We start from the raw sequence: 16,734 nt of genomic DNA on the forward strand, positions 1-16,734 counted from the left end.
GAAAAGCCCCTAAGGCCCAAATGTAGGAAGATCTGTAAAAAATATACGCTATTATTGAATAAGCGAGCAGCAAGCTACAATAAACTCATATAATAATAGTAAATTAAAGGCTCAAACAGGCAGTTATCCAACACCTTATGAAAACGAGAAATCAAATAGACCAATCTATCGATGATTTGCTGAACCGCATCGAGCAAGAGTGCCAGGAAGATCCCGACACCCTACTCAGCATTCATCCGGCCCACTATACCACCGAACACCTCTTCCAACTGCGAGGGCGTTGGCAACAACGCAACCGAGAATATCAACGGCTGTCCAGAATTATCTTTGCCGCCGGCATCGCCTCTCCCACTTTTTTCGGCATCGGCATGCTCGGCTTTTGGTCTTGGGCCCTGCTCGGCCTCATTTTTCTGCCCATCGCCGCCACCGCCTTTATGTTTTTTCTGCTCGGTAGCATCTGGCTATCCGCAAAATATAAAAGTAGTGGCTACCAACAAGCTATCCTCAAAGCCATTGATGAAGAACTCAAGGAAAGAGGACAATTTCTAGATCACTAATTAGGGGCCTCCGCAGCAAGCTGCGGCGCTACGTTGCGGGGCTCGCAAGTCTGCTCGGCCCTGCGCTGCCAAAGGCAGCTTGGTCTGGCCTTCGGCCACCCCTCCACATCGCTAGGCCGGTCGCTTCGCTCCCCCCAAACCCAAGACAAAGGCAAAAAAGCTGGCAAGATTTCTCCAAAAACTTGATTAAAAGAATATTTTGTCTATCTTTGCAACACTTTTGTAAAGCAGAAAGAAAGCCAGTGAAGGCCAAATGGCGCACTAGCTTCTTTTATTTTTTATAGACAACGCTTAGTTATACTAATACAAATACGCATTTCTGATGAAAACGATTGAATTTGAGGGCCAACTGAGAAGCAACCTAGGAAAAAGCAGCAGCAGAGAACTTCGCAAAGAAGGGCGCATTCCTTGTGTGGTTTACGGAAATGGCGAAAACCTCCACTTTACGACTACTGCTCTTGAGATCCGTGATCTCATTTACACTGACGAACTTCGCAAGGCTAGCATCAAATTAGGTGACAAAACTGTTGAAGCGATCGTTAAAGATGTGCAGTTCCACCCTGTAACCGACAAAATCCTCCACATGGATTTCCAAGCTATCGTAGCTGGCCAAACTTTGAAAACTGAAGTACCTATTCGTCTTGTAGGTAACTCTAAAGGCCAAAAAGTAGGGGGTACGCTAGTGCAAAAAATGCGCAAGCTTAAAGTATTGATCCAACCCGAAAGCCTTTGCGCTTACATCCCCGCTGATGTAAGTCCTTTGGACCTCGGTAAGTCAATGCGTGTACGCGACATCCAAATCACTGAAGGTATCGAAATCATGACCAATGGTAGCATCCCCGTTGCGTCTATCGAAATTCCTCGTGCTTTGCGCTCTGCTCAGTCTAAGGCTGCTGCTGAAGAGAAAAAGTAAGAAGGAGATTCACTTTCCTTTCATAAAACGCAGTTCAATGCTATTGAGCTGCGTTTTTTATTTGAGATAAAATGATTGCTTGGATTAAACAACTTTTTGCTGGCCCCGCTAGCTCCAAAAGTATAGACCCTATGAAGTATCTTATTGTAGGCCTGGGAAATATTGGCGCAGAATATACCGAAACCCGCCACAATATTGGCTTCAAAGTAGCCGATGCCCTAGCCCAAAGCCTAGAGGCCAAATTTGAAACAAAACGCTATGGCGATCTGGCCCAAGGAAAATACAAGGGCCGAAAACTACTCATCCTCAAGCCTTCTACTTATATGAATTTGAGTGGAAAAGCCCTGATGTACTGGATGAAAAAAGAAAATATTGGCCTAGAAAATGTCTTGGTCCTTGTCGATGACCTCAATATCAACTTCGGAACAATCCGCCTGAGAGGAAAGGGCGGAGCCGGCGGCCATAACGGCCTCAAAAGTATAGAAGAGGAATTGGGCCACAATAATTACCCCCGCCTAAGAATTGGAATTGGCAATGACTACCCCAAAGGCCGACAAGTAGAGTTTGTTTTGGGCAAATGGAGCCCCCAAGAAATTGAACTGCTGCCCAAGATTATCCGCCACTGCCAAGGCGCCTGCAAAAGCTATAGCTTTTTGGGCCTAGCCAATAGCATGAACCTAAGCAATAAAAAACTCTTTGCCCCACCTACTAGCCAAACAGAAGTAGACAAAGACGATTTGCCTGAAGTATAAAAGCAAAAGGGCGGCCCGCAATTGCGGGCCGCCCTTTTGACGCTAAACGCACTACTTGAAGCGGTAATAAGTAGGCTCCTTCCACTCAAAATCTTTGTGGCGAGGCAACTCATCAATAACAGCAGCCACCAAATCGGGCCAAGGGGCCGTAATTTTTCGGGCCTGCATATCTATCCAGCTGCCATCAATAAGGACCTTGGCCGCTAGCTTGCCATTTTCTTTTCGGACCTCCTGCTCTATGGTATAAAATGTATAGTCTGCAGTGGCCGCTTTGAGCAACATATTAAAACTGAGCTTTTCGTGCATTTGAGTTTCTCGGATATAAGTGCTTTGCTCTCTGAGCAAAATAGCGCCCAAACCCTTTTTGGCCAAATCTTGCAAGGGAAAGCCCTGCTGGGCAAAAAAACTAATCCGAGTATGTGCTGCATACTGGCTGTAAGAGGTATGACGCATATGCTGATTGGGATCCATATCGGCCCAAATTACCTCTACTTCCTTTTCATAAGATTTCATAATAGAATATTGAATTTGATTGATGATTTTCAGTGATTGGCTGGCGTCCTACAGGCCCGAAGGGCCGCAGGCCTAGCGATGTGCAAGGGGGGCCGTCAGGCCAGACCAAGGCGCTGCAAGCGCCGCAGGGCCGAGCAGACTTGCGAGCCCTGAAACGTAGCGCCGCAGCTTGCTGCGGAGGCCCCCAAAAAAACAAGATTAAGGTAAGGCTTGCACCGCCTTTCTAATCATGTAGCGATTGAGCCAAAGAATGCCGAGGGCCAAAAATAGGGCGCTCAGGAGGACCGTAAAATGTGGCCAATGGCCGATGGCATAGCCCTCTTGGCTGAGTAAATAGCCCAGGCCAAACTTGAGCGGCAGCAAAATCGCGAAGACCCCAAGGAGGATATAAACCAGCAGTAAATTGAGTTTTTGGCCCAAGACCTTAGCAATTTGCTCTTGGCGGTAACCAAGCTGTAAAAGCAGTAAAATATCGCTTTGCGCCTGGCTAACCAAGAGGCGATAATTGAGCAAAAGGACCAAAACGGATAGGCTGATGATGGCCGTGGCCAGGAAAAGCAAAAAGGCCAAAAGGAGGAAAATCCCCTGTTTCAGCTCGCCCCCAATGAGGCTATTTCGGCTCAGTTCATAGCTCTTTTCTTCTAGGTAATTGGCCAAAGACTTTTGAAAAGGATTATCCGTTTGCAAAATCAGCTGGCTCACCTTAGGCTGCTCATAACCAAACTGCTGATTGCTGGCCTCCAAAAAGCTAGCGGGGACCAAAATCGAGTTAAATTTTCGGCTCAGGCCCACTACCTTGGCCTTATAGGTTTTGCGTTTGTTTTTTCCACGAATATCAAAATCGAAGAAAAAAGAGCCCAGCATATCGGCACTGACCTTGGGCAAGCCCTGGCTAGGACCAAAGCCATAATTATAGAGGCTGAGATAGTCATTGGACAAAACCACCGGCACAAAGGGATCGCCCTCGCTCCATTGGAAATCGCTGCTGTCTATGTCTACATAATTTAAAGGGACCGACTGGCAGAACAGCAGGGTAGAAAAACCCAGCTGCGGCACACGGGCCATCAATTCGTAGCGATTGGAGCGAACGGGAGCCAAATCTTGGCAAAAGCCCTGGGCTCGAATATTGGCAATTTCTTCCTCACTAAAGCTTTTTTCTCCGCTCAGGCCCTCTACCCTTTTTTGTAGGACCAAAAGATTTTCATCGCTAGCACCATTGGCTAGCGTTTGTACATCCCAGAAAATTTGTAGGCTAAACAAAAGCAGAAAGAGCCCCAAAAAAAGGCCAATAGCTGCTCCCCAAACTTGCCAGGGCGAGCGGCTTTTCCATAATAATTTTTGCAATAAAGGCTTCATAGCATTGGCAGCTTAGAGGAAGCGGCGGCGGATCCATTTGATAAAATCCTTGGCCAAATCCTGCTTTTCTTTTTTCATCCAGTCTCCTTCTGGAATCAATTTATTTTCTAGATACTCTCGGGCCTGATTAAAGTCATCGGCCTTGCGGTTAAAGTAGTCAATGGCCTCATCAAAGCGGCTCGCATCGCCTGCAAAGAGCTCACCGATATAGCGGAATCGTTGGCCCACCCCAATACTTCCTTTTAGGTCGCTGATGGGTTTTTGTTGCAAGCGACTCATGAGATCGGTAGCCTGCTTAAAGACAAAAAGAGCCTCGTATTCTTCCTTATTGGCCGCTGCAGGTTCCTCTTTTGGAGCTTCTACAACAGGCAGCTCTTCTTCTTTGGGCGCTTCCTTTTCTACAATAGGAACAGGCGGTTGTTCTTCTTCTTTGGGCATTTCTACAACAGGAGTAGCTGGCTCTTCTACTTTCTCTTCTTCTTTTTCGCTAGGCAGTTCTAGTTCGGGCAAAATTTCCTCGGGCAATTGAGCTTCCTCCTCTTTTGTTTCCTCAGTTGCCCGATGGCGTACTGGCTCAAGTTTTTCCTCTTCTAGAGCAGGCTGTTTGTCTTCTTCCTGAACTTTTTCCTCTACCAAAGGCGGTTCTACGGGAGCTGGAATTTCTTCTTTTGCCTTGGGCAGTTCTGGGGCTGCATTAAAAAAGATTTTTGGGCCTGTTTTTTTAGGCGCTTCTTTTTGGGGGCTTTTGGGCCCTTCCTCTTTTTCTATTTTGGGCTCAGTCGTCAAGGCTGGAGCTTCCTCCTCCTGGGCCAAGGCCAATTCATAAAAGCCTCTAATTTTTTGTAGAACGAGATCTACCTCTAGTTGACTAATGGGTTGCGATTGCTCGATGCGCTCCAGTAGAATTTGGAACTGGGCAATCTCCTCTTTTAGGGCTTTAAGTTTCATGCTAATTTATTTTATGAGCAGCGGTTGGGCTGGTAATATGTTTCGTCAAGGGCAAAAAGTTCGGGATTTTTTCCCAGTATGTCCTTATAAAAGCACATAATTTCGGCCATATCCTTGGCAATATCTCCAGAAGGGTGAATGACCTTGCCAATTCCCCCTTCTTTTTTGGCATAATCTAGCCAACCAAGCAAGATAGGTACCTTTGCCTTTAGGGCCACATAATAAAAGCCGGTTTTCCATTTGACCACCTTAGAGCGGGTTCCTTCTGGCTCCATAATGATGCAGAGCCGCTCTTGGCCCTCAAATAAGTTGGCGATAACATCTACCATAGAAGGGCGCTTCTCTCCTTCTTTTTTGGGCTTGCGGTTGATCCCAATCCCCCCCATCATCTTAAAAAACCAGCCAAAAGGGGGCCGCATATAATCATCTTTGATGGTGTACTTAATGGGAACGCCCAGCTCGGCCATAGCGGCCATGGTAATAGGATAATCCCAGTTGGTCGTATGCGGGGCCGCAATAAGTACGCAGTTGCCTTGGGCCTCTTGGGGAATACTGGGGTGAATTTTCCAGCCCGCTAGTTTGAGGTAGAGTTGGCTAACTATTTTCTTAATCATTGTTTTTATTTTTTTCAAAAATACAACTAAAAAAAGAGGCTTTTCGTCAGAGGAGTATATTTAGTAATCATTTAATACCCCCTCCTATGAAAAATTTATTCTTTCTGGCCCTGGTCCTTCTCGGCCTTGGCCTCTCTTCCTGCCAAGAAGATAGAGAAGGCTACCTAGAGATTTCAAATATCAAACTACTTAACTATAACGAGTTCGATAAGTCATACTACGGCTATTACGGTCAGTTTTCTTGGGTAAATTGGGATCCAGAACTGCCCGGAAAAGCAGAAGAGAAATATCCCGATATTTTTGCTCGGGTCTATTTTCGTTATTCTAGCCGTAGAGTAGACACGATAGTAAAAGAAACAAGAGTCTTGCATAATTGTCCCCATGGCCAAGAAGTCTACCTCCCCTTACAGAAGATGTCCTTTCCAGATGATACGGAAGCAACTGTTAGTATTCTGCTCGTAGACCATGATGAAGATAACTATCACAGAGGGATGCACTCCTTTAGGTTTACTCCAGCAGGACTTAAAAGAGACCAAATCGAAACCGCCTATATTACAAGCGATGAAAATGGAGTTCTCCGATTTGATGTCAGCTACCACTAATATTAGTAAGCAAAAGCTTTTTTTTTTAACATACCCCCCTCCTATGAAAAATTTATTCTTTCTGGCCCTGGTCCTTCTCGGCCTTGGCCTCTCTTCCTGCCAAAAGGAGGAAGCCCTTTCCGCCGCCCCCTGCACTGACTGTATCGAAATTCTAAATATTCGGCTGCATAATTACATGGAGTTTAAGCTCTATGGTTACTACAACCACGTTTGGGACCATTGGGATAGAGAGGAAAGCTCTGCAATAGAAAAACGCCCCGACCTCTTTGTTCGCATTAGAGACGACACCTACCCCCACAGAAGATACATCTATGAGGGAAGCATATTAGCAGAGAACGCCCCTAGAGATTCTACCATTTTACTTACTGCCGAAAGCATATTTATTCCCGCCGACTCCTTTCCGAATGCTCGCATTCAAATAGTGGATCAAGACTATAGATCGAACATAAACCGATGGTATCATGATGAGGTAGGCCGTTTTCACCTTAACCCTAGAGAAATTATGGATGACAAAATTTCTCATATCGTCCGTGGCCAAAGCGATGAAACTCAGATCAGTTTTGATGTTAAATTTCACTAACTCCCCCCTCCTATGAAAAACTTACTCTTTTTAACACTAGCCCTTATCGGCCTTGGCCTCTCTTCCTGCCAAAAGGAAGAAGCTCCATTAGCCCCAGTAGAACTTACTGGCATTACCTTATTAAACTATAATGAATTTAAATCTATTTATTACTACAATAACTACTCCCGGGAAAGCTGGGATGAAGATGTTCCTGGACGGCCCCAAGAAAAATATGCCGATGTTTTTGTCCATGTTTATTACCGCCGTTCTCCTTATCAGGTAGATACACTACTAAAAGGAAGAAATATCCTACATAATTGGCCCTATGACCAAAGTGCCAACATCCCCATCAGTCCTATAGCATTTGAAACTGGAACAGAAGCAATGGTTGAAATCCGACTACTAGACTATGATGAAGCGGGTGCCCATGAAGTGATTGACACTTTTCTTTTTTCTATGGCAGCAGTCAGAAGAAACCAAATGGAAACGGCCTATCTTTCTACCTATAGCCATAATGCTAATACTGGCAGTAATATCCGCATAGATGTCAACTATAATTAAAAAAACATATCCCTCCCTCCTATGAAAAAATTACTCTTTTTAACGCTGGCCCTTATCGGCCTTGGCCTCTCTTCCTGCCAAAAGGAAGAGGAGCTTGCTCCCGCCGCCCCTGCACTGACTGTATCGAAATTAGCAGTGTTCAATTACTTTACTATACCCACCTGGCCCCCTATTCTTACCATGGCCCTAGAGATTACTGGGATAGATATGCGACTAACCCAGAAGACCGCGCCCCCGATATTTATGTAGAAATATGGGAGGTGGTCGAACGCGGCCTTAACTATGACGGAACTAAGCTTTGTAGCTCTCCTCCCATACAAAACTGCCCCTCTCTTCCAGGTTTACCAATGGATCTTCCCAAAGTGTATATCGATAATGATAGCGAATATGAGTACTCCATCTCTGTGATAGATGAGGATGTAAGTGAAGGAGAACATTACAACCGAGGTATGGCCCACTTTTATATTACAGCTACTGAGCTCAAGCGGACAAAGCCAGACTCCCTTATTTTGGAAAGCCCTCAATACAATAATGCAGCCCTTCTCCTACTACTAAAATACCACTAAGCCCTAAGTCCCTGCATTACATTTAAGCAGGGGCTTTTTGGGCCCATAAAAAAAGCATCCTGGCGCTGCTACACCAAGATGCCCAATAGGCTTACACCTATTCTATCGAACATAAACCGATGGTATCATGATGAGGTAGGCCATTTTTACATTAACCCTAGAGAAATTATGGATGACAAAATTTCTCATATCGTCCGTGGCCAAAGCGATGAAACTCAGATCAGTTTTGATGTTAAATTTCACTAACTCCCCCCCCTATGAAAAAATTACTCTTTTTAACGCTGGCCCTTATCGGCCTTGGCCTCTCTTCCTGCGATAAAGATCCTCCTCTTCTAGAAGTTAGCTGTACCAATTGCATCGAGATTTACAACATTAGTGTGCATGACTACCAAGAATTTTACAACTATGGTTGGTACTCCCCAATCTGGGACCATTGGGACAAAGATAAAGACAGCCCTATAGAAAAACGCCCAGACCTCTTTGTGCAAATTCAGCAATATTACCCTGTAGATAAATTCATCTATGAAGGAAATATATTAGCCGAAAACGCCCCCTTAGACTCCACTATTCTTCTTAGCTCCGAAAGCGTATTTATTCCTGCAGATTCCTTTCCTTATGCCTACCTTGAACTCCTCGACCAAGATAGTGAAAACGGAGTAAACAGTATCCAAAGAATTGGAGGCTACCGCATTAACCCTAGAGAAATTATGGATAATCAAGATACTTATGTTTTTCTTGGCGCTGCATACGAAACCCAACTCAGCTTCAATGTTAAATTTCACTAACTCTCCCCTACTATGAAAAAATTACTCTTTTTAACACTAGCCCTTCTCGGCCTTGGCCTCTCTTCCTGCCAAAAGGAGGAGTTTTCCACCGCCCCCTGCACTGATTGTATCGAAATTAGCAGTGTTCAATTACTTTACTATACCCACCTGGCCCCCTATTCTTACTATGGCCGTAGAGATTACTGGGATAGATATGCGACTAACCCAAAAGACCGTGACCCCGATATTTATGTAAAAATATGGGAGGTGGTCGAACGCGGCTATGACGCAACTACCCTTTGTAGCTCTCCCCCCATACGAAACTGCCCCTCTCATCCAGGTTTACCAATGGGTCTTCCCAAAGTGTATATCGATAATGATAGCGAACATGAGTACGCCATCTCTGTAATAGATGAGGATCTAAGTGAAGGAGGAGATTACGACCGAAATATGGCCCGCTTTTATATTACAGCTACTGAGCTCAAGCGGACAAAGCCAGACTCCCTTATTTTGGAAAGCCCTCTATACAATAATGCAGCCCTTCTCCTACTACTAAAATACCACTAAGCCCTAAGCCCCTGCTTTACATTTAAGCAGGGGCTTTTTTGGCCCATAAAAAAAGCATCTTGGCGCTGCTACACCAAGATGCCCAATAGGCTTACACCTATTCTCATGAAAAATCTACTAATTGTAAGGGTAAGCTGCTTTATTTCTTACCCTTTGCTGCTTAGCTAAGATAAGGATTTATTCTTAATAGGCCCTTATTTTAAAAGAACTTTATCATTTCCATTAAAAAGCTAATAATCAATATTCTTACAAGCTGCCCTGAAGGCCTATTGACAGCGGAGTAAATCCCCCTTTTCCAATATTTTATTTTAATTTTGTGCCCTAACCATCAGACCTCTCCTCTATGTCGGCACTCTATATCCATATCCCCTTTTGCAAACAAGCTTGCCATTATTGCAATTTCCACTTCTCTACTTCCCTAAAATATAAAGGGCAGATGCTTGAAGCCATCAGCAAAGAGCTGCTCCTGCAAAAAAATTATCTCCAAGGCGCCGAACTGCAGTCGGTCTATTTTGGCGGAGGAACCCCCTCCCTGCTCTCCGCCGCCGAGATTAACCAACTCTGGTCCATTATCGAAACACATTACCCCCTCGGCCCAAATATGGAGGTCACCCTAGAGGCTAATCCAGATGATATGGGCCTCGATAAACTCCGAAGCTATAAGTTACATACGCCTATCAATCGCCTCAGCATCGGCCTGCAGTCCTTTTTGCCCGAAGAACTGAGCTATATGAACCGCGCCCACTCCGCAGAAGAAGCCGAAAACTGCCTGGCCAACGCCCTGGCCGTGGGCTTCAACCAACTTTCTGTAGATCTTATCTATGGCGGCCCTTTCCTCTCCGATGAGGATTGGCGAAAAACAATCCGAAAACTCTTCTCCTTTCAGGTCCCTCACCTCTCCGCCTATGCCCTCACCCTAGAACCCAATACCCCCCTCGAGCATCTTATCCGACGAAAGAAGTTGCCCACCCTAGATGAAGATAAAGCCGCCCGACATTTCGAAATCCTCCTCGAAGAATGCCAACTTCACAACTATGAGCAGTATGAGATTTCTAATTTCTGCCGCAATGAACAGTATGCCCAACATAATTCGGCTTACTGGAAAAGTCGCCCATATCTCGGCATCGGCCCCTCAGCCCATAGCTTCAATGGCCATAGCCGACAATGGAATATCGCTCATAATATGAAGTATATTAAGGCCCTAGAAAATAATGAATTGCTCTTCGAAATAGAGGAGCTCTCCCCCACAGAACAATTTAATGAGCTGCTCATGACCCGCCTGCGCACCAAATGGGGCCTCTCGCTCTTAGAGGTGGAACAACGCTGGGGAACAGCCACTAAAACTCAATTGCTGCAAACTATCCAACCCTTTATTCAAGATGATTTGGCCCAGCTCCAAAATGAACATGTCTACCTCAGCAATGCAGGCAAACTCCTTAGCGACCATATTATTGCCGAGCTGTTTTTAGAGGATATTCCTGCCTAGCTTTTCTTTTCTTCTGTTTTTTTGGGGCTGCCCCTGCGGCCTGCGGCCTTGGGTCGGGCCATTGCGCAGCTCGCAGGTCTGCTCGGCCCTTCGGCGCTTGCAGCGCCTCGGTCTGCCGCCTGCGGCGGCCCTGCTACAGCCCCTCAGCCGAGGCGCTGCGCGCCTTTGCGGCGGCTTCGCCGCCTGCTATACGCAAAACGGACCGCCAAATACTTGGCGGTCCGTTTCTATTTGGTCCAATTGGCGCCCTACAGGCCCCGAAGGGGCCGCAGGCCTAGGGGCCTGAAAGGGTGCCGCGAAGCGGCAGACCCAGCAGGCGAAGCCTGCGCAGGGCCGAGCAGACCTGCGAGCCCTGAAAGGGCCCGGCCGCCAAAGGCGGCAGGCCCCAAAAAATACTACTTCAACTGCCCTAAAGCATCTAGCAAATAAGCCCAGAATTTCTGTACCGAACTGATCTGTACCCGCTCATCAGGAGAATGCGCCCCCCGAATGTTGGGCCCAAAAGAAATCATCTGCATCTCCGGGTAATGACGGCCCAAAATACCACACTCCAAACCCGCATGACAGGCATTCACATCAGGCTCCTCCTCAAAACGATCAAGGAAAAGCTGACGCATTTGGTCCACCAAACTAGAAGCCGGCAAAGGCTCCCAACCCGGATAACTGCCCGACAACTGCGTGTCGGCCCCCAATAGTTCATACAATCCCTCTATGCTCTCGGCCAAAGCCCATTTCTCCGTGTCTACGGAGCTGCGACAAAGACAAAGCACACTGTATTCCCCATTTTTGACCAGCAAACGGGCCAAGTTATTAGAGGTTTGGACCAAGCCCTCGATCTCGGGACTCATTCTGAAGATGCCGTTGGGCGTAGCCAATACCGCCGATAATAGGGCTTTTTGCTCCGCTTCTCCCAACTTGATAGCCGGTAGAGCTACCTCCTCTGCAGTGAGGCTAAGGCCTGGGTCAGTGCTGGCATATTCCGCCTTGAGCTCGGCCTCCAAAGCGGCTAACTGTTCTTTGCATTGGGCCGCTTCTGCCTTGGGCAAAACCACAATAGCCCAGGCCTCTCGGGGAATTGCATTGCGCAATCCTCCCCCATCAAATTGGGCCAAAGACAAGGGAGAAAGCGCCCGAAGAACACGGGCCAATAATAGGTTGGCATTGCCCAAACCCTTAATAATATCCATCCCAGAATGTCCACCACTCAAGCCTTTCAAACTGATTTTTAGGGCCAAGTCTTCCTCTGCCCCTAGGGCCATAGGCGTATAGCTGCCCGCTACCGAGATATCTACCCCACCAGCACAACCAATGGTCAATTCTTTGTCGTCTTCTGTGTCCAGATTGAGCAAGTAGTCTGACTTTAACCAGTTGGGGCCCAAGCCCAAAGCACCCGTCATCCCCGTCTCTTCATCTATGGTAAATAGGGCCTCCAAAGGCGGATGCGGAATATCCGTACTGGCCAATAGGGCCATAATAGCCGCCACGCCAATGCCATTATCTGCCCCCAAGGTGGTGCCCTTGGCCTTTACCCAATCCCCCTCTACATACATCTCGATCCCCTGACTTGAAAAATCAAAGTCGGTATCCGCATTCTTCTGATGTACCATGTCCAAATGGCTCTGCAAAAGAATAGTAGGACGGTCCTCTAGACCTGCTGTGGCTGGCTTTCGGACCAAAATATTCCCGACTTCATCCTCCTCGGCCACTAATCCCAATTTGGATACATATTCACGCATAAATGCACATACTGCCTCCTCTTTTTTAGAGGGCCGAGGCACCGCATTTAGCTGACTAAAGGCCTCCCATAATGCTTTTGGGGCCAATTCTGCTACTTTCTGACTCATGATTATATAGTATATTTGTTAGGCCAAAAAGCTAAGGAAAATTTAGATAATGCCAAGGGATCAGCCCTATTTCTATCTGGCTTTTGCCTTTTATTTCGACGAAGGGCTTGCCGTAGTCCTCAGGAGGGCTTACTCTACCCCTTTCGAGGGCTTACTCTACCCCTCTCGAGGGGTTACCCTACCCCTCCCGAGGGGTTACCCTACCCCTCCCGAGGGGGTGCTCTACCCCTCTCGAGGGTTTACCTTAGCCCTCCCGAGGGCTGCCACTAATCATCTAGAGGGTTCTTATTAGTCCTCAGAGGGATTCATGAACCCCCAGAACTTCACTTAAAGTAGCCCTAAAGAGGACCTAAACAAGTCCTAGCGAGGACTAGGGGCCAATCAAAAGAGGGCTTGGGCAAGCCCTAAAGACCATTTAGTCTATAGCAATTGAGGACTTGCCTAAGTCCATTGGAGGAGGTAGTAAAATGGAAGCGAGGACTTGCCTAGGTCCTGCCGAGGACCTAGGCAACATCAACGGAGGACCTATTAAAGTGCTACTGAGGGGGTAGAGTAATCCAAATGGCCAATTACAGCCTATTTAGTAGGCCCTAGCTAAAAGCCCCCTTCTTTTATTTCTAAGATAAAAAGCAGAACTTGGGCAAAAATCAGTTATATGCCACAGCTTATCCGCTTTCTTATTTTGCTTTGTTTTCCCTTTTTTCTTTTTGCTCAGCAGCCCTTGCGTTTGGTCGATCAACAACTGGAGCAGCTAGTCCCTTTAGCAAACGGAGACTGGGGCTGGAGACCATTTTTAGAGTTGCCTAGTTCTTTAAAAACAGTAACGGGCCAAGGGGAAGACATTTGGGCCATTAGTTTGGCCAATGAACTATTGCACTATAATAGAAGTCGAGATTATTGGGAAAACCTAGGCCAAATTGAAGGCCTTCCGGCCCTCATTCAAAGGAGTTTCCTCTATAAGGAGCAGCTGTATTTTCAATCTGGGGCCCTACTCTACAGTCTAGGGCTAGCAGCCAAGGCCCAGCCAACTGTAGTCAAAAGAGGGCTGCCGTTGCTGCTATCCAACTGGAGCTATCTGCCCAATCAGGGCCGTTTTTGGGCCATGCAATCTAGTGGGGCGCCCATCTTTTTTGAGCCCGAGAGTGGCGTCATTGAACGGCCCAAAAAAACCTGGTTTAGAAATTTTGCTCGGGGACAAAGCCAGGCAGAGGGACAACTTTGGCCCATAGATGCAGAGCAGTTTTTATACTTTAGTGTAGGGGCCCAAGAGCTCTACCTACTCAATATGGCCAATTATGAAGCCTATAAATTGGGGCCAGTTCAGGGCATACAACCCAAGGCCGAAGTTCTTAGCCTCAGTGGCCCTGAGCTTAAAAGCTTTCTTCCGCCAACGGCCAGCCGTTTGTATTGGGGGAAAGGCCTGCGAGGAGGCCGAATTAGCTGGTGGCAGCACCCTAGTTCAGAAATTGACCACTTTGAGCTAGAACGTAAAGAGGGAAGCAACAGCCCTTGGCTGATTGTCGGCAGCCTCAACGCCTATAATCCACCCCATCAGGCAGGCTTTCATGCCCTAGATGATAGTCGCAAAAGGGGCAAAGCGACGAGCTACCGCCTACTAGCGGTTAATCCTTGGGGGCATAAGCGCTATTTACAAGAAATCTGCCTGGGCCCAGCCTGCCCTAAGGTCCAATTAGGTCCCAATATTTTATCGGCCCAAGAAGATTTACGGCTCTATTTATCGGCCTTAAAGGGAGAATGGCTGAAAATAAAATGGAAAAGGGGCGGTAAAGTCGTTCAAAGCCAAGAAATCTATCTGGATTTACCCACATATCAATTAACTTTGCCCGGACAGGCAGCTGGTCATTATGAGCTGTCTATTGAAAATGCCGACAACTGCCAGCGATTTCAGTTGTTTTATGGTTTTTAGCGAACAAAATCGAGATTATTGGAGACGCAGCAAGCAAAAGCCCCTCTTATTTGGGCCTTAGCGGCTAGTTTGGGCAGTGGATTACTGCTGGCCTTTAGCCTTTCGACATATAGTATTCTATTGACGGCTTTCTTTGCCTTTATTCCTTTGCTTTGGCTTAGTAGAAGGCAGAGCTTTTGGCCTTTTGTAGGCTTTAGTATCTTAAGCAACCTACTTACTTTTGGCCTCTTGGCTCCTCAGGCCATAGAGACTGCAAGCCTGCCTATGGGGCTGTTTTCTTGGGCCTTTGTCAGTCTGTTGTTTAGTATTCCCTGGGCCATGCTTTGGCTGATTCATCATCGGCACAATGCCAAATTGGGCTATTGGGCTTTTGTGAGTAGCTATTTGGCGCTGGAGTGGATGCAAGGGCAGTTTAGTGGACATTGGGCAGGTTGGCAGCTAGGAAGCTTGCCCCTGCTTTTTGGAAATAGTTGGCAGGCCTTAACGGTTGTGGGTACCGGGGGCGCTAGTTTATGGATCCTCAGTCTGAATATTCAGTGGTTTCGCTTTCTATTTCCGGCCCAAGCCAAAAGTAGAAAAGGCGCTATTTGGGCCGGCATTCCTTTGGTCCTCCTTCCCTTTGTCCTCAGTTTGTTTATGGGGGCAGTGCAAAAGGGAGATTCGGGCAGTTTTGTTTATCAGTCTAGCTACAAGAGCCAAAAGGGCCGCTTACTGCTAGGCCAAGCCCCCAAAGAAGAGATTCCAGAAAATGCCCTTTATGCCCAAGAAAAGCCTTTAAATGGTTGGGCCTATTTGGCCGGACAAGATAGTTTGGGTAGCCTTCGGTTTTGGCAAAAAGGAGAGCGGCAGCCACTGAGTAGCCAAGCCTTTTCTGTTCGGACCATTTTGGGGGTAGAGCAGCGCTTTTTTCAGTTTATCGATTGGCAGGGCTCTCGCCTACTCCTGCTCAATGCCCATAGCCTAAAACGCACGGCCCCTATCCGAGAGGGCCTACAAAAAGGAGCACAAACCGTTATTGCCTTTAGTCCAGACAGCAGTTTATCGCCAGTTTTATACCGCTCGGCTAGGGCCCGTGCCCAAGAGAGTGGCAGCGATATTATTTTGGTCCAAAAAAAGAAAGCTCATCATTTTTCGGCCAATGGCGACTACCAAGCCCTAGAAGATGGCCAAACCTGCAGCCCTAAAATATGGTCCCCTACATTTTTTGCCCAATATGGCGATTTGCCTGGGCGATTGTCTATCTTTTTGGCGGCCTGGTTGGCTCTAGCCAGCATTGTCAAACCCTTCCGTAAAAAATAATTTAGCTCATGAGTATGAAAAATGAAGATATAGAACTCGAACAGGAGGTCCTTCAAGCAGAATATATGCAGGCTCAGCAACCTGCGCTTTTGGTCCTTTTGGCCCAAGGTATTTCTATTGTTTTCCACCCTTTTCTGATTTTGCTCTACGCCTTTGTCCTTTTGGCCTATTGCAATCCCTTTTTGTTTCGGGTGAGTAGCTTTGCCGCCGTTTTCGAGAATAAGGTCAATAGTATGCTCTTTATTTGGTTGGCCATTTTCTCTTTTGCGGTCCCTCTGCTCACGGTTCTCATGATGCGGGCCCTCAATTTTGTCTCTTCCCTACAGATGCCTGGCCGCATGGAACGCATCGGCCCCTATATTGTGGTGGGCCTTTTATATATGGTCATTTTTGTCAATTTTAAAAATAATCCCGGCGTCCCTCTAGAACTAACGGCCTTTGCTTTGGGCAGTACGATTGCGCTGTTCATCTCTTTTTTCTTCAATCTATTTAGCAAAATTAGTGTGCATACTACGGGCATGGGCGGCCTAGTGGCCATGACCCTACTTGCCGTGAGCAGAAGCTATGATGGCCAGGGCTACTTGTTAGTTTGGGTGGTTTTACTGGCTGGTCTGGTGGGTACGGCCCGTCTGCTCCTCGGCGCCCATAAAACCAAGGAGGTTTATGGCGGCTATGCCTCTGGCTTTATGGGCCAAATGATCGCCTTTAATTATTTGTTTGCCACTGCTGCCGAACAGATGTAGAGGGGAGCTCTGCTGTTTTGGGGCCTCCTGCCTACGGCAGGCGCTACGTTTCGCAGCTCGCAGGTCTGCTCGGCCCTTCGGCGCAAAGCGCCTCGGTCTGGCCTTCGGCCACTGCTGCACATCGCTAGGCCAGTCCTCCCTTCGGTCGTCCTCTAGCGCC

20 protein-coding genes are annotated in these 16,734 nt (G+C 47.2%); 15 read left to right on the forward strand and 5 right to left on the reverse strand.

Annotation, left to right across the window (positions count from 1 at the left end):
* Window positions 1-137: 137 nt before the first annotated feature.
* From OP864_RS03695 to pth, 3 genes are all read left to right on the forward strand, one after another.
* Entirely contained in the window at window positions 138-557 is a 420-nt protein-coding gene (locus OP864_RS03695; protein WP_015691390.1) for a DUF2892 domain-containing protein, read from the forward strand.
* A gap of 322 nt (window positions 558-879) precedes the next feature.
* A complete protein-coding gene (locus tag OP864_RS03700) occupies window positions 880-1,470 on the forward strand; it encodes a 50S ribosomal protein L25 (protein ID WP_270099948.1) in 591 nt (196 codons plus the stop codon).
* A gap of 131 nt (window positions 1,471-1,601) precedes the next feature.
* Complete coding sequence (pth, locus tag OP864_RS03705) at window positions 1,602-2,222, forward strand: aminoacyl-tRNA hydrolase (protein WP_270099949.1); 621 nt, start codon at window positions 1,602-1,604, stop codon at window positions 2,220-2,222.
* A gap of 51 nt (window positions 2,223-2,273) precedes the next feature.
* On the opposite strand, the gene OP864_RS03710 is transcribed toward pth, so the two are convergent.
* The 4 genes from OP864_RS03710 to OP864_RS03725 form a co-directional block, all read right to left on the reverse strand.
* Window positions 2,274-2,735, reverse strand: coding sequence for an acyl-CoA thioesterase (locus tag OP864_RS03710; protein ID WP_015691394.1), 462 nt, complete (start codon window positions 2,733-2,735; stop codon window positions 2,274-2,276).
* A 198-nt stretch (window positions 2,736-2,933) separates the two neighbouring features.
* Entirely contained in the window at window positions 2,934-4,091 is a 1,158-nt protein-coding gene (locus tag OP864_RS03715) for a hypothetical protein (protein ID WP_270099950.1), read from the reverse strand.
* A 12-nt stretch (window positions 4,092-4,103) separates the two neighbouring features.
* Complete coding sequence (locus OP864_RS03720) at window positions 4,104-5,039, reverse strand: DUF8457 domain-containing protein (protein ID WP_270099951.1); 936 nt, start codon at window positions 5,037-5,039, stop codon at window positions 4,104-4,106.
* A gap of 11 nt (window positions 5,040-5,050) precedes the next feature.
* Window positions 5,051-5,653: a 1-acyl-sn-glycerol-3-phosphate acyltransferase gene (locus OP864_RS03725; protein ID WP_270099952.1), complete on the reverse strand. Its 603-nt coding sequence runs from the start codon at window positions 5,651-5,653 to the stop codon at window positions 5,051-5,053.
* Between the two features lie 86 nt (window positions 5,654-5,739).
* On the opposite strand from OP864_RS03725, the gene OP864_RS03730 reads away from it, so the two are divergent.
* The 9 genes from OP864_RS03730 to hemW all read left to right on the forward strand — a co-directional run bounded on the left by OP864_RS03730 (window position 5,740) and on the right by hemW (window position 10,761).
* On the forward strand, window positions 5,740-6,255 hold the full coding sequence (locus OP864_RS03730; protein ID WP_270099953.1) for a hypothetical protein: 516 nt from the start codon (window positions 5,740-5,742) through the stop codon (window positions 6,253-6,255).
* A 43-nt stretch (window positions 6,256-6,298) separates the two neighbouring features.
* Window positions 6,299-6,835 (forward strand): hypothetical protein, encoded by a 537-nt coding sequence (locus tag OP864_RS03735; RefSeq protein ID WP_270099955.1) that lies wholly within the window; start codon window positions 6,299-6,301, stop codon window positions 6,833-6,835.
* Window positions 6,836-6,847: 12 nt separating this feature from the next.
* Window positions 6,848-7,378 (forward strand): hypothetical protein, encoded by a 531-nt coding sequence (locus OP864_RS03740; protein WP_270099956.1) that lies wholly within the window; start codon window positions 6,848-6,850, stop codon window positions 7,376-7,378.
* A 21-nt stretch (window positions 7,379-7,399) separates the two neighbouring features.
* On the forward strand, window positions 7,400-7,627 hold the full coding sequence (locus OP864_RS03745) for a hypothetical protein (RefSeq protein WP_270099957.1): 228 nt from the start codon (window positions 7,400-7,402) through the stop codon (window positions 7,625-7,627).
* A 98-nt stretch (window positions 7,628-7,725) separates the two neighbouring features.
* Window positions 7,726-7,944, forward strand: a complete 219-nt coding sequence (locus OP864_RS03750; RefSeq protein ID WP_270099959.1) for a hypothetical protein — start codon at window positions 7,726-7,728, stop codon at window positions 7,942-7,944.
* Window positions 7,945-8,022: 78 nt separating this feature from the next.
* Window positions 8,023-8,190, forward strand: a complete 168-nt coding sequence (locus OP864_RS03755; RefSeq protein WP_270099960.1) for a hypothetical protein — start codon at window positions 8,023-8,025, stop codon at window positions 8,188-8,190.
* Between the two features lie 11 nt (window positions 8,191-8,201).
* Entirely contained in the window at window positions 8,202-8,729 is a 528-nt protein-coding gene (locus tag OP864_RS03760) for a hypothetical protein (protein WP_270099961.1), read from the forward strand.
* Window positions 8,730-8,741: 12 nt separating this feature from the next.
* Window positions 8,742-9,275 carry a hypothetical protein gene (locus OP864_RS03765; RefSeq protein WP_270099962.1) on the forward strand — a complete coding sequence of 178 codons (534 nt, stop codon included), beginning with the start codon at window positions 8,742-8,744 and terminating at the stop codon, window positions 9,273-9,275.
* A 343-nt stretch (window positions 9,276-9,618) separates the two neighbouring features.
* On the forward strand, window positions 9,619-10,761 hold the full coding sequence (gene hemW, locus OP864_RS03770) for a radical SAM family heme chaperone HemW (RefSeq protein WP_270099963.1): 1,143 nt from the start codon (window positions 9,619-9,621) through the stop codon (window positions 10,759-10,761).
* A gap of 395 nt (window positions 10,762-11,156) precedes the next feature.
* On the opposite strand, the gene OP864_RS03775 is transcribed toward hemW, so the two are convergent.
* Window positions 11,157-12,605, reverse strand: a complete 1,449-nt coding sequence (locus OP864_RS03775) for an aminoacyl-histidine dipeptidase (RefSeq protein ID WP_270099964.1) — start codon at window positions 12,603-12,605, stop codon at window positions 11,157-11,159.
* 655 nt (window positions 12,606-13,260) lie between these two features.
* Here OP864_RS03775 and OP864_RS03780 point away from each other — a divergent pair.
* From OP864_RS03780 to OP864_RS03790, 3 genes are read left to right on the forward strand one after another with little or no spacing between them, the layout of a single operon-like run.
* Window positions 13,261-14,532 carry a hypothetical protein gene (locus tag OP864_RS03780; protein ID WP_270099965.1) on the forward strand — a complete coding sequence of 424 codons (1,272 nt, stop codon included), beginning with the start codon at window positions 13,261-13,263 and terminating at the stop codon, window positions 14,530-14,532.
* Window positions 14,533-14,550: 18 nt separating this feature from the next.
* Window positions 14,551-15,831, forward strand: a complete 1,281-nt coding sequence (locus OP864_RS03785; protein ID WP_270099966.1) for an acyltransferase — start codon at window positions 14,551-14,553, stop codon at window positions 15,829-15,831.
* Between the two features lie 8 nt (window positions 15,832-15,839).
* Window positions 15,840-16,574 carry a phosphatidic acid phosphatase gene (locus OP864_RS03790; protein WP_270099967.1) on the forward strand — a complete coding sequence of 245 codons (735 nt, stop codon included), beginning with the start codon at window positions 15,840-15,842 and terminating at the stop codon, window positions 16,572-16,574.
* Window positions 16,575-16,734: the final 160 nt, after the last annotated feature.

Origin of the sequence: Saprospira grandis (assembly GCF_027594745.1) — a bacterium.
Taxonomy (GTDB): domain Bacteria; phylum Bacteroidota; class Bacteroidia; order Chitinophagales; family Saprospiraceae; genus Saprospira; species Saprospira grandis.

What these genes read in the sequence shown, in the direction of transcription:
- OP864_RS03695 (WP_015691390.1), top strand. Translation starts at nt 138, where the DNA reads ATGAAAACGAGAAATCAAATAGACCAATCTATCGATGATTTGCTGAAC.
- OP864_RS03700 (WP_270099948.1), top strand. Translation starts at nt 880, where the DNA reads ATGAAAACGATTGAATTTGAGGGCCAACTGAGAAGCAACCTAGGAAAA.
- pth (WP_270099949.1), top strand. Translation starts at nt 1,602, where the DNA reads ATGAAGTATCTTATTGTAGGCCTGGGAAATATTGGCGCAGAATATACC.
- OP864_RS03710 (WP_015691394.1), bottom strand. Translation starts at nt 2,735, where the DNA reads ATGAAATCTTATGAAAAGGAAGTAGAGGTAATTTGGGCCGATATGGAT.
- OP864_RS03715 (WP_270099950.1), bottom strand. Translation starts at nt 4,091, where the DNA reads ATGAAGCCTTTATTGCAAAAATTATTATGGAAAAGCCGCTCGCCCTGG.
- OP864_RS03720 (WP_270099951.1), bottom strand. Translation starts at nt 5,039, where the DNA reads ATGAAACTTAAAGCCCTAAAAGAGGAGATTGCCCAGTTCCAAATTCTA.
- OP864_RS03725 (WP_270099952.1), bottom strand. Translation starts at nt 5,653, where the DNA reads ATGATTAAGAAAATAGTTAGCCAACTCTACCTCAAACTAGCGGGCTGG.
- OP864_RS03730 (WP_270099953.1), top strand. Translation starts at nt 5,740, where the DNA reads ATGAAAAATTTATTCTTTCTGGCCCTGGTCCTTCTCGGCCTTGGCCTC.
- OP864_RS03735 (WP_270099955.1), top strand. Translation starts at nt 6,299, where the DNA reads ATGAAAAATTTATTCTTTCTGGCCCTGGTCCTTCTCGGCCTTGGCCTC.
- OP864_RS03740 (WP_270099956.1), top strand. Translation starts at nt 6,848, where the DNA reads ATGAAAAACTTACTCTTTTTAACACTAGCCCTTATCGGCCTTGGCCTC.
- OP864_RS03745 (WP_270099957.1), top strand. Translation starts at nt 7,400, where the DNA reads ATGAAAAAATTACTCTTTTTAACGCTGGCCCTTATCGGCCTTGGCCTC.
- OP864_RS03750 (WP_270099959.1), top strand. Translation starts at nt 7,726, where the DNA reads ATGGATCTTCCCAAAGTGTATATCGATAATGATAGCGAATATGAGTAC.
- OP864_RS03755 (WP_270099960.1), top strand. Translation starts at nt 8,023, where the DNA reads ATGCCCAATAGGCTTACACCTATTCTATCGAACATAAACCGATGGTAT.
- OP864_RS03760 (WP_270099961.1), top strand. Translation starts at nt 8,202, where the DNA reads ATGAAAAAATTACTCTTTTTAACGCTGGCCCTTATCGGCCTTGGCCTC.
- OP864_RS03765 (WP_270099962.1), top strand. Translation starts at nt 8,742, where the DNA reads ATGAAAAAATTACTCTTTTTAACACTAGCCCTTCTCGGCCTTGGCCTC.
- hemW (WP_270099963.1), top strand. Translation starts at nt 9,619, where the DNA reads ATGTCGGCACTCTATATCCATATCCCCTTTTGCAAACAAGCTTGCCAT.
- OP864_RS03775 (WP_270099964.1), bottom strand. Translation starts at nt 12,605, where the DNA reads ATGAGTCAGAAAGTAGCAGAATTGGCCCCAAAAGCATTATGGGAGGCC.
- OP864_RS03780 (WP_270099965.1), top strand. Translation starts at nt 13,261, where the DNA reads ATGCCACAGCTTATCCGCTTTCTTATTTTGCTTTGTTTTCCCTTTTTT.
- OP864_RS03790 (WP_270099967.1), top strand. Translation starts at nt 15,840, where the DNA reads ATGAGTATGAAAAATGAAGATATAGAACTCGAACAGGAGGTCCTTCAA.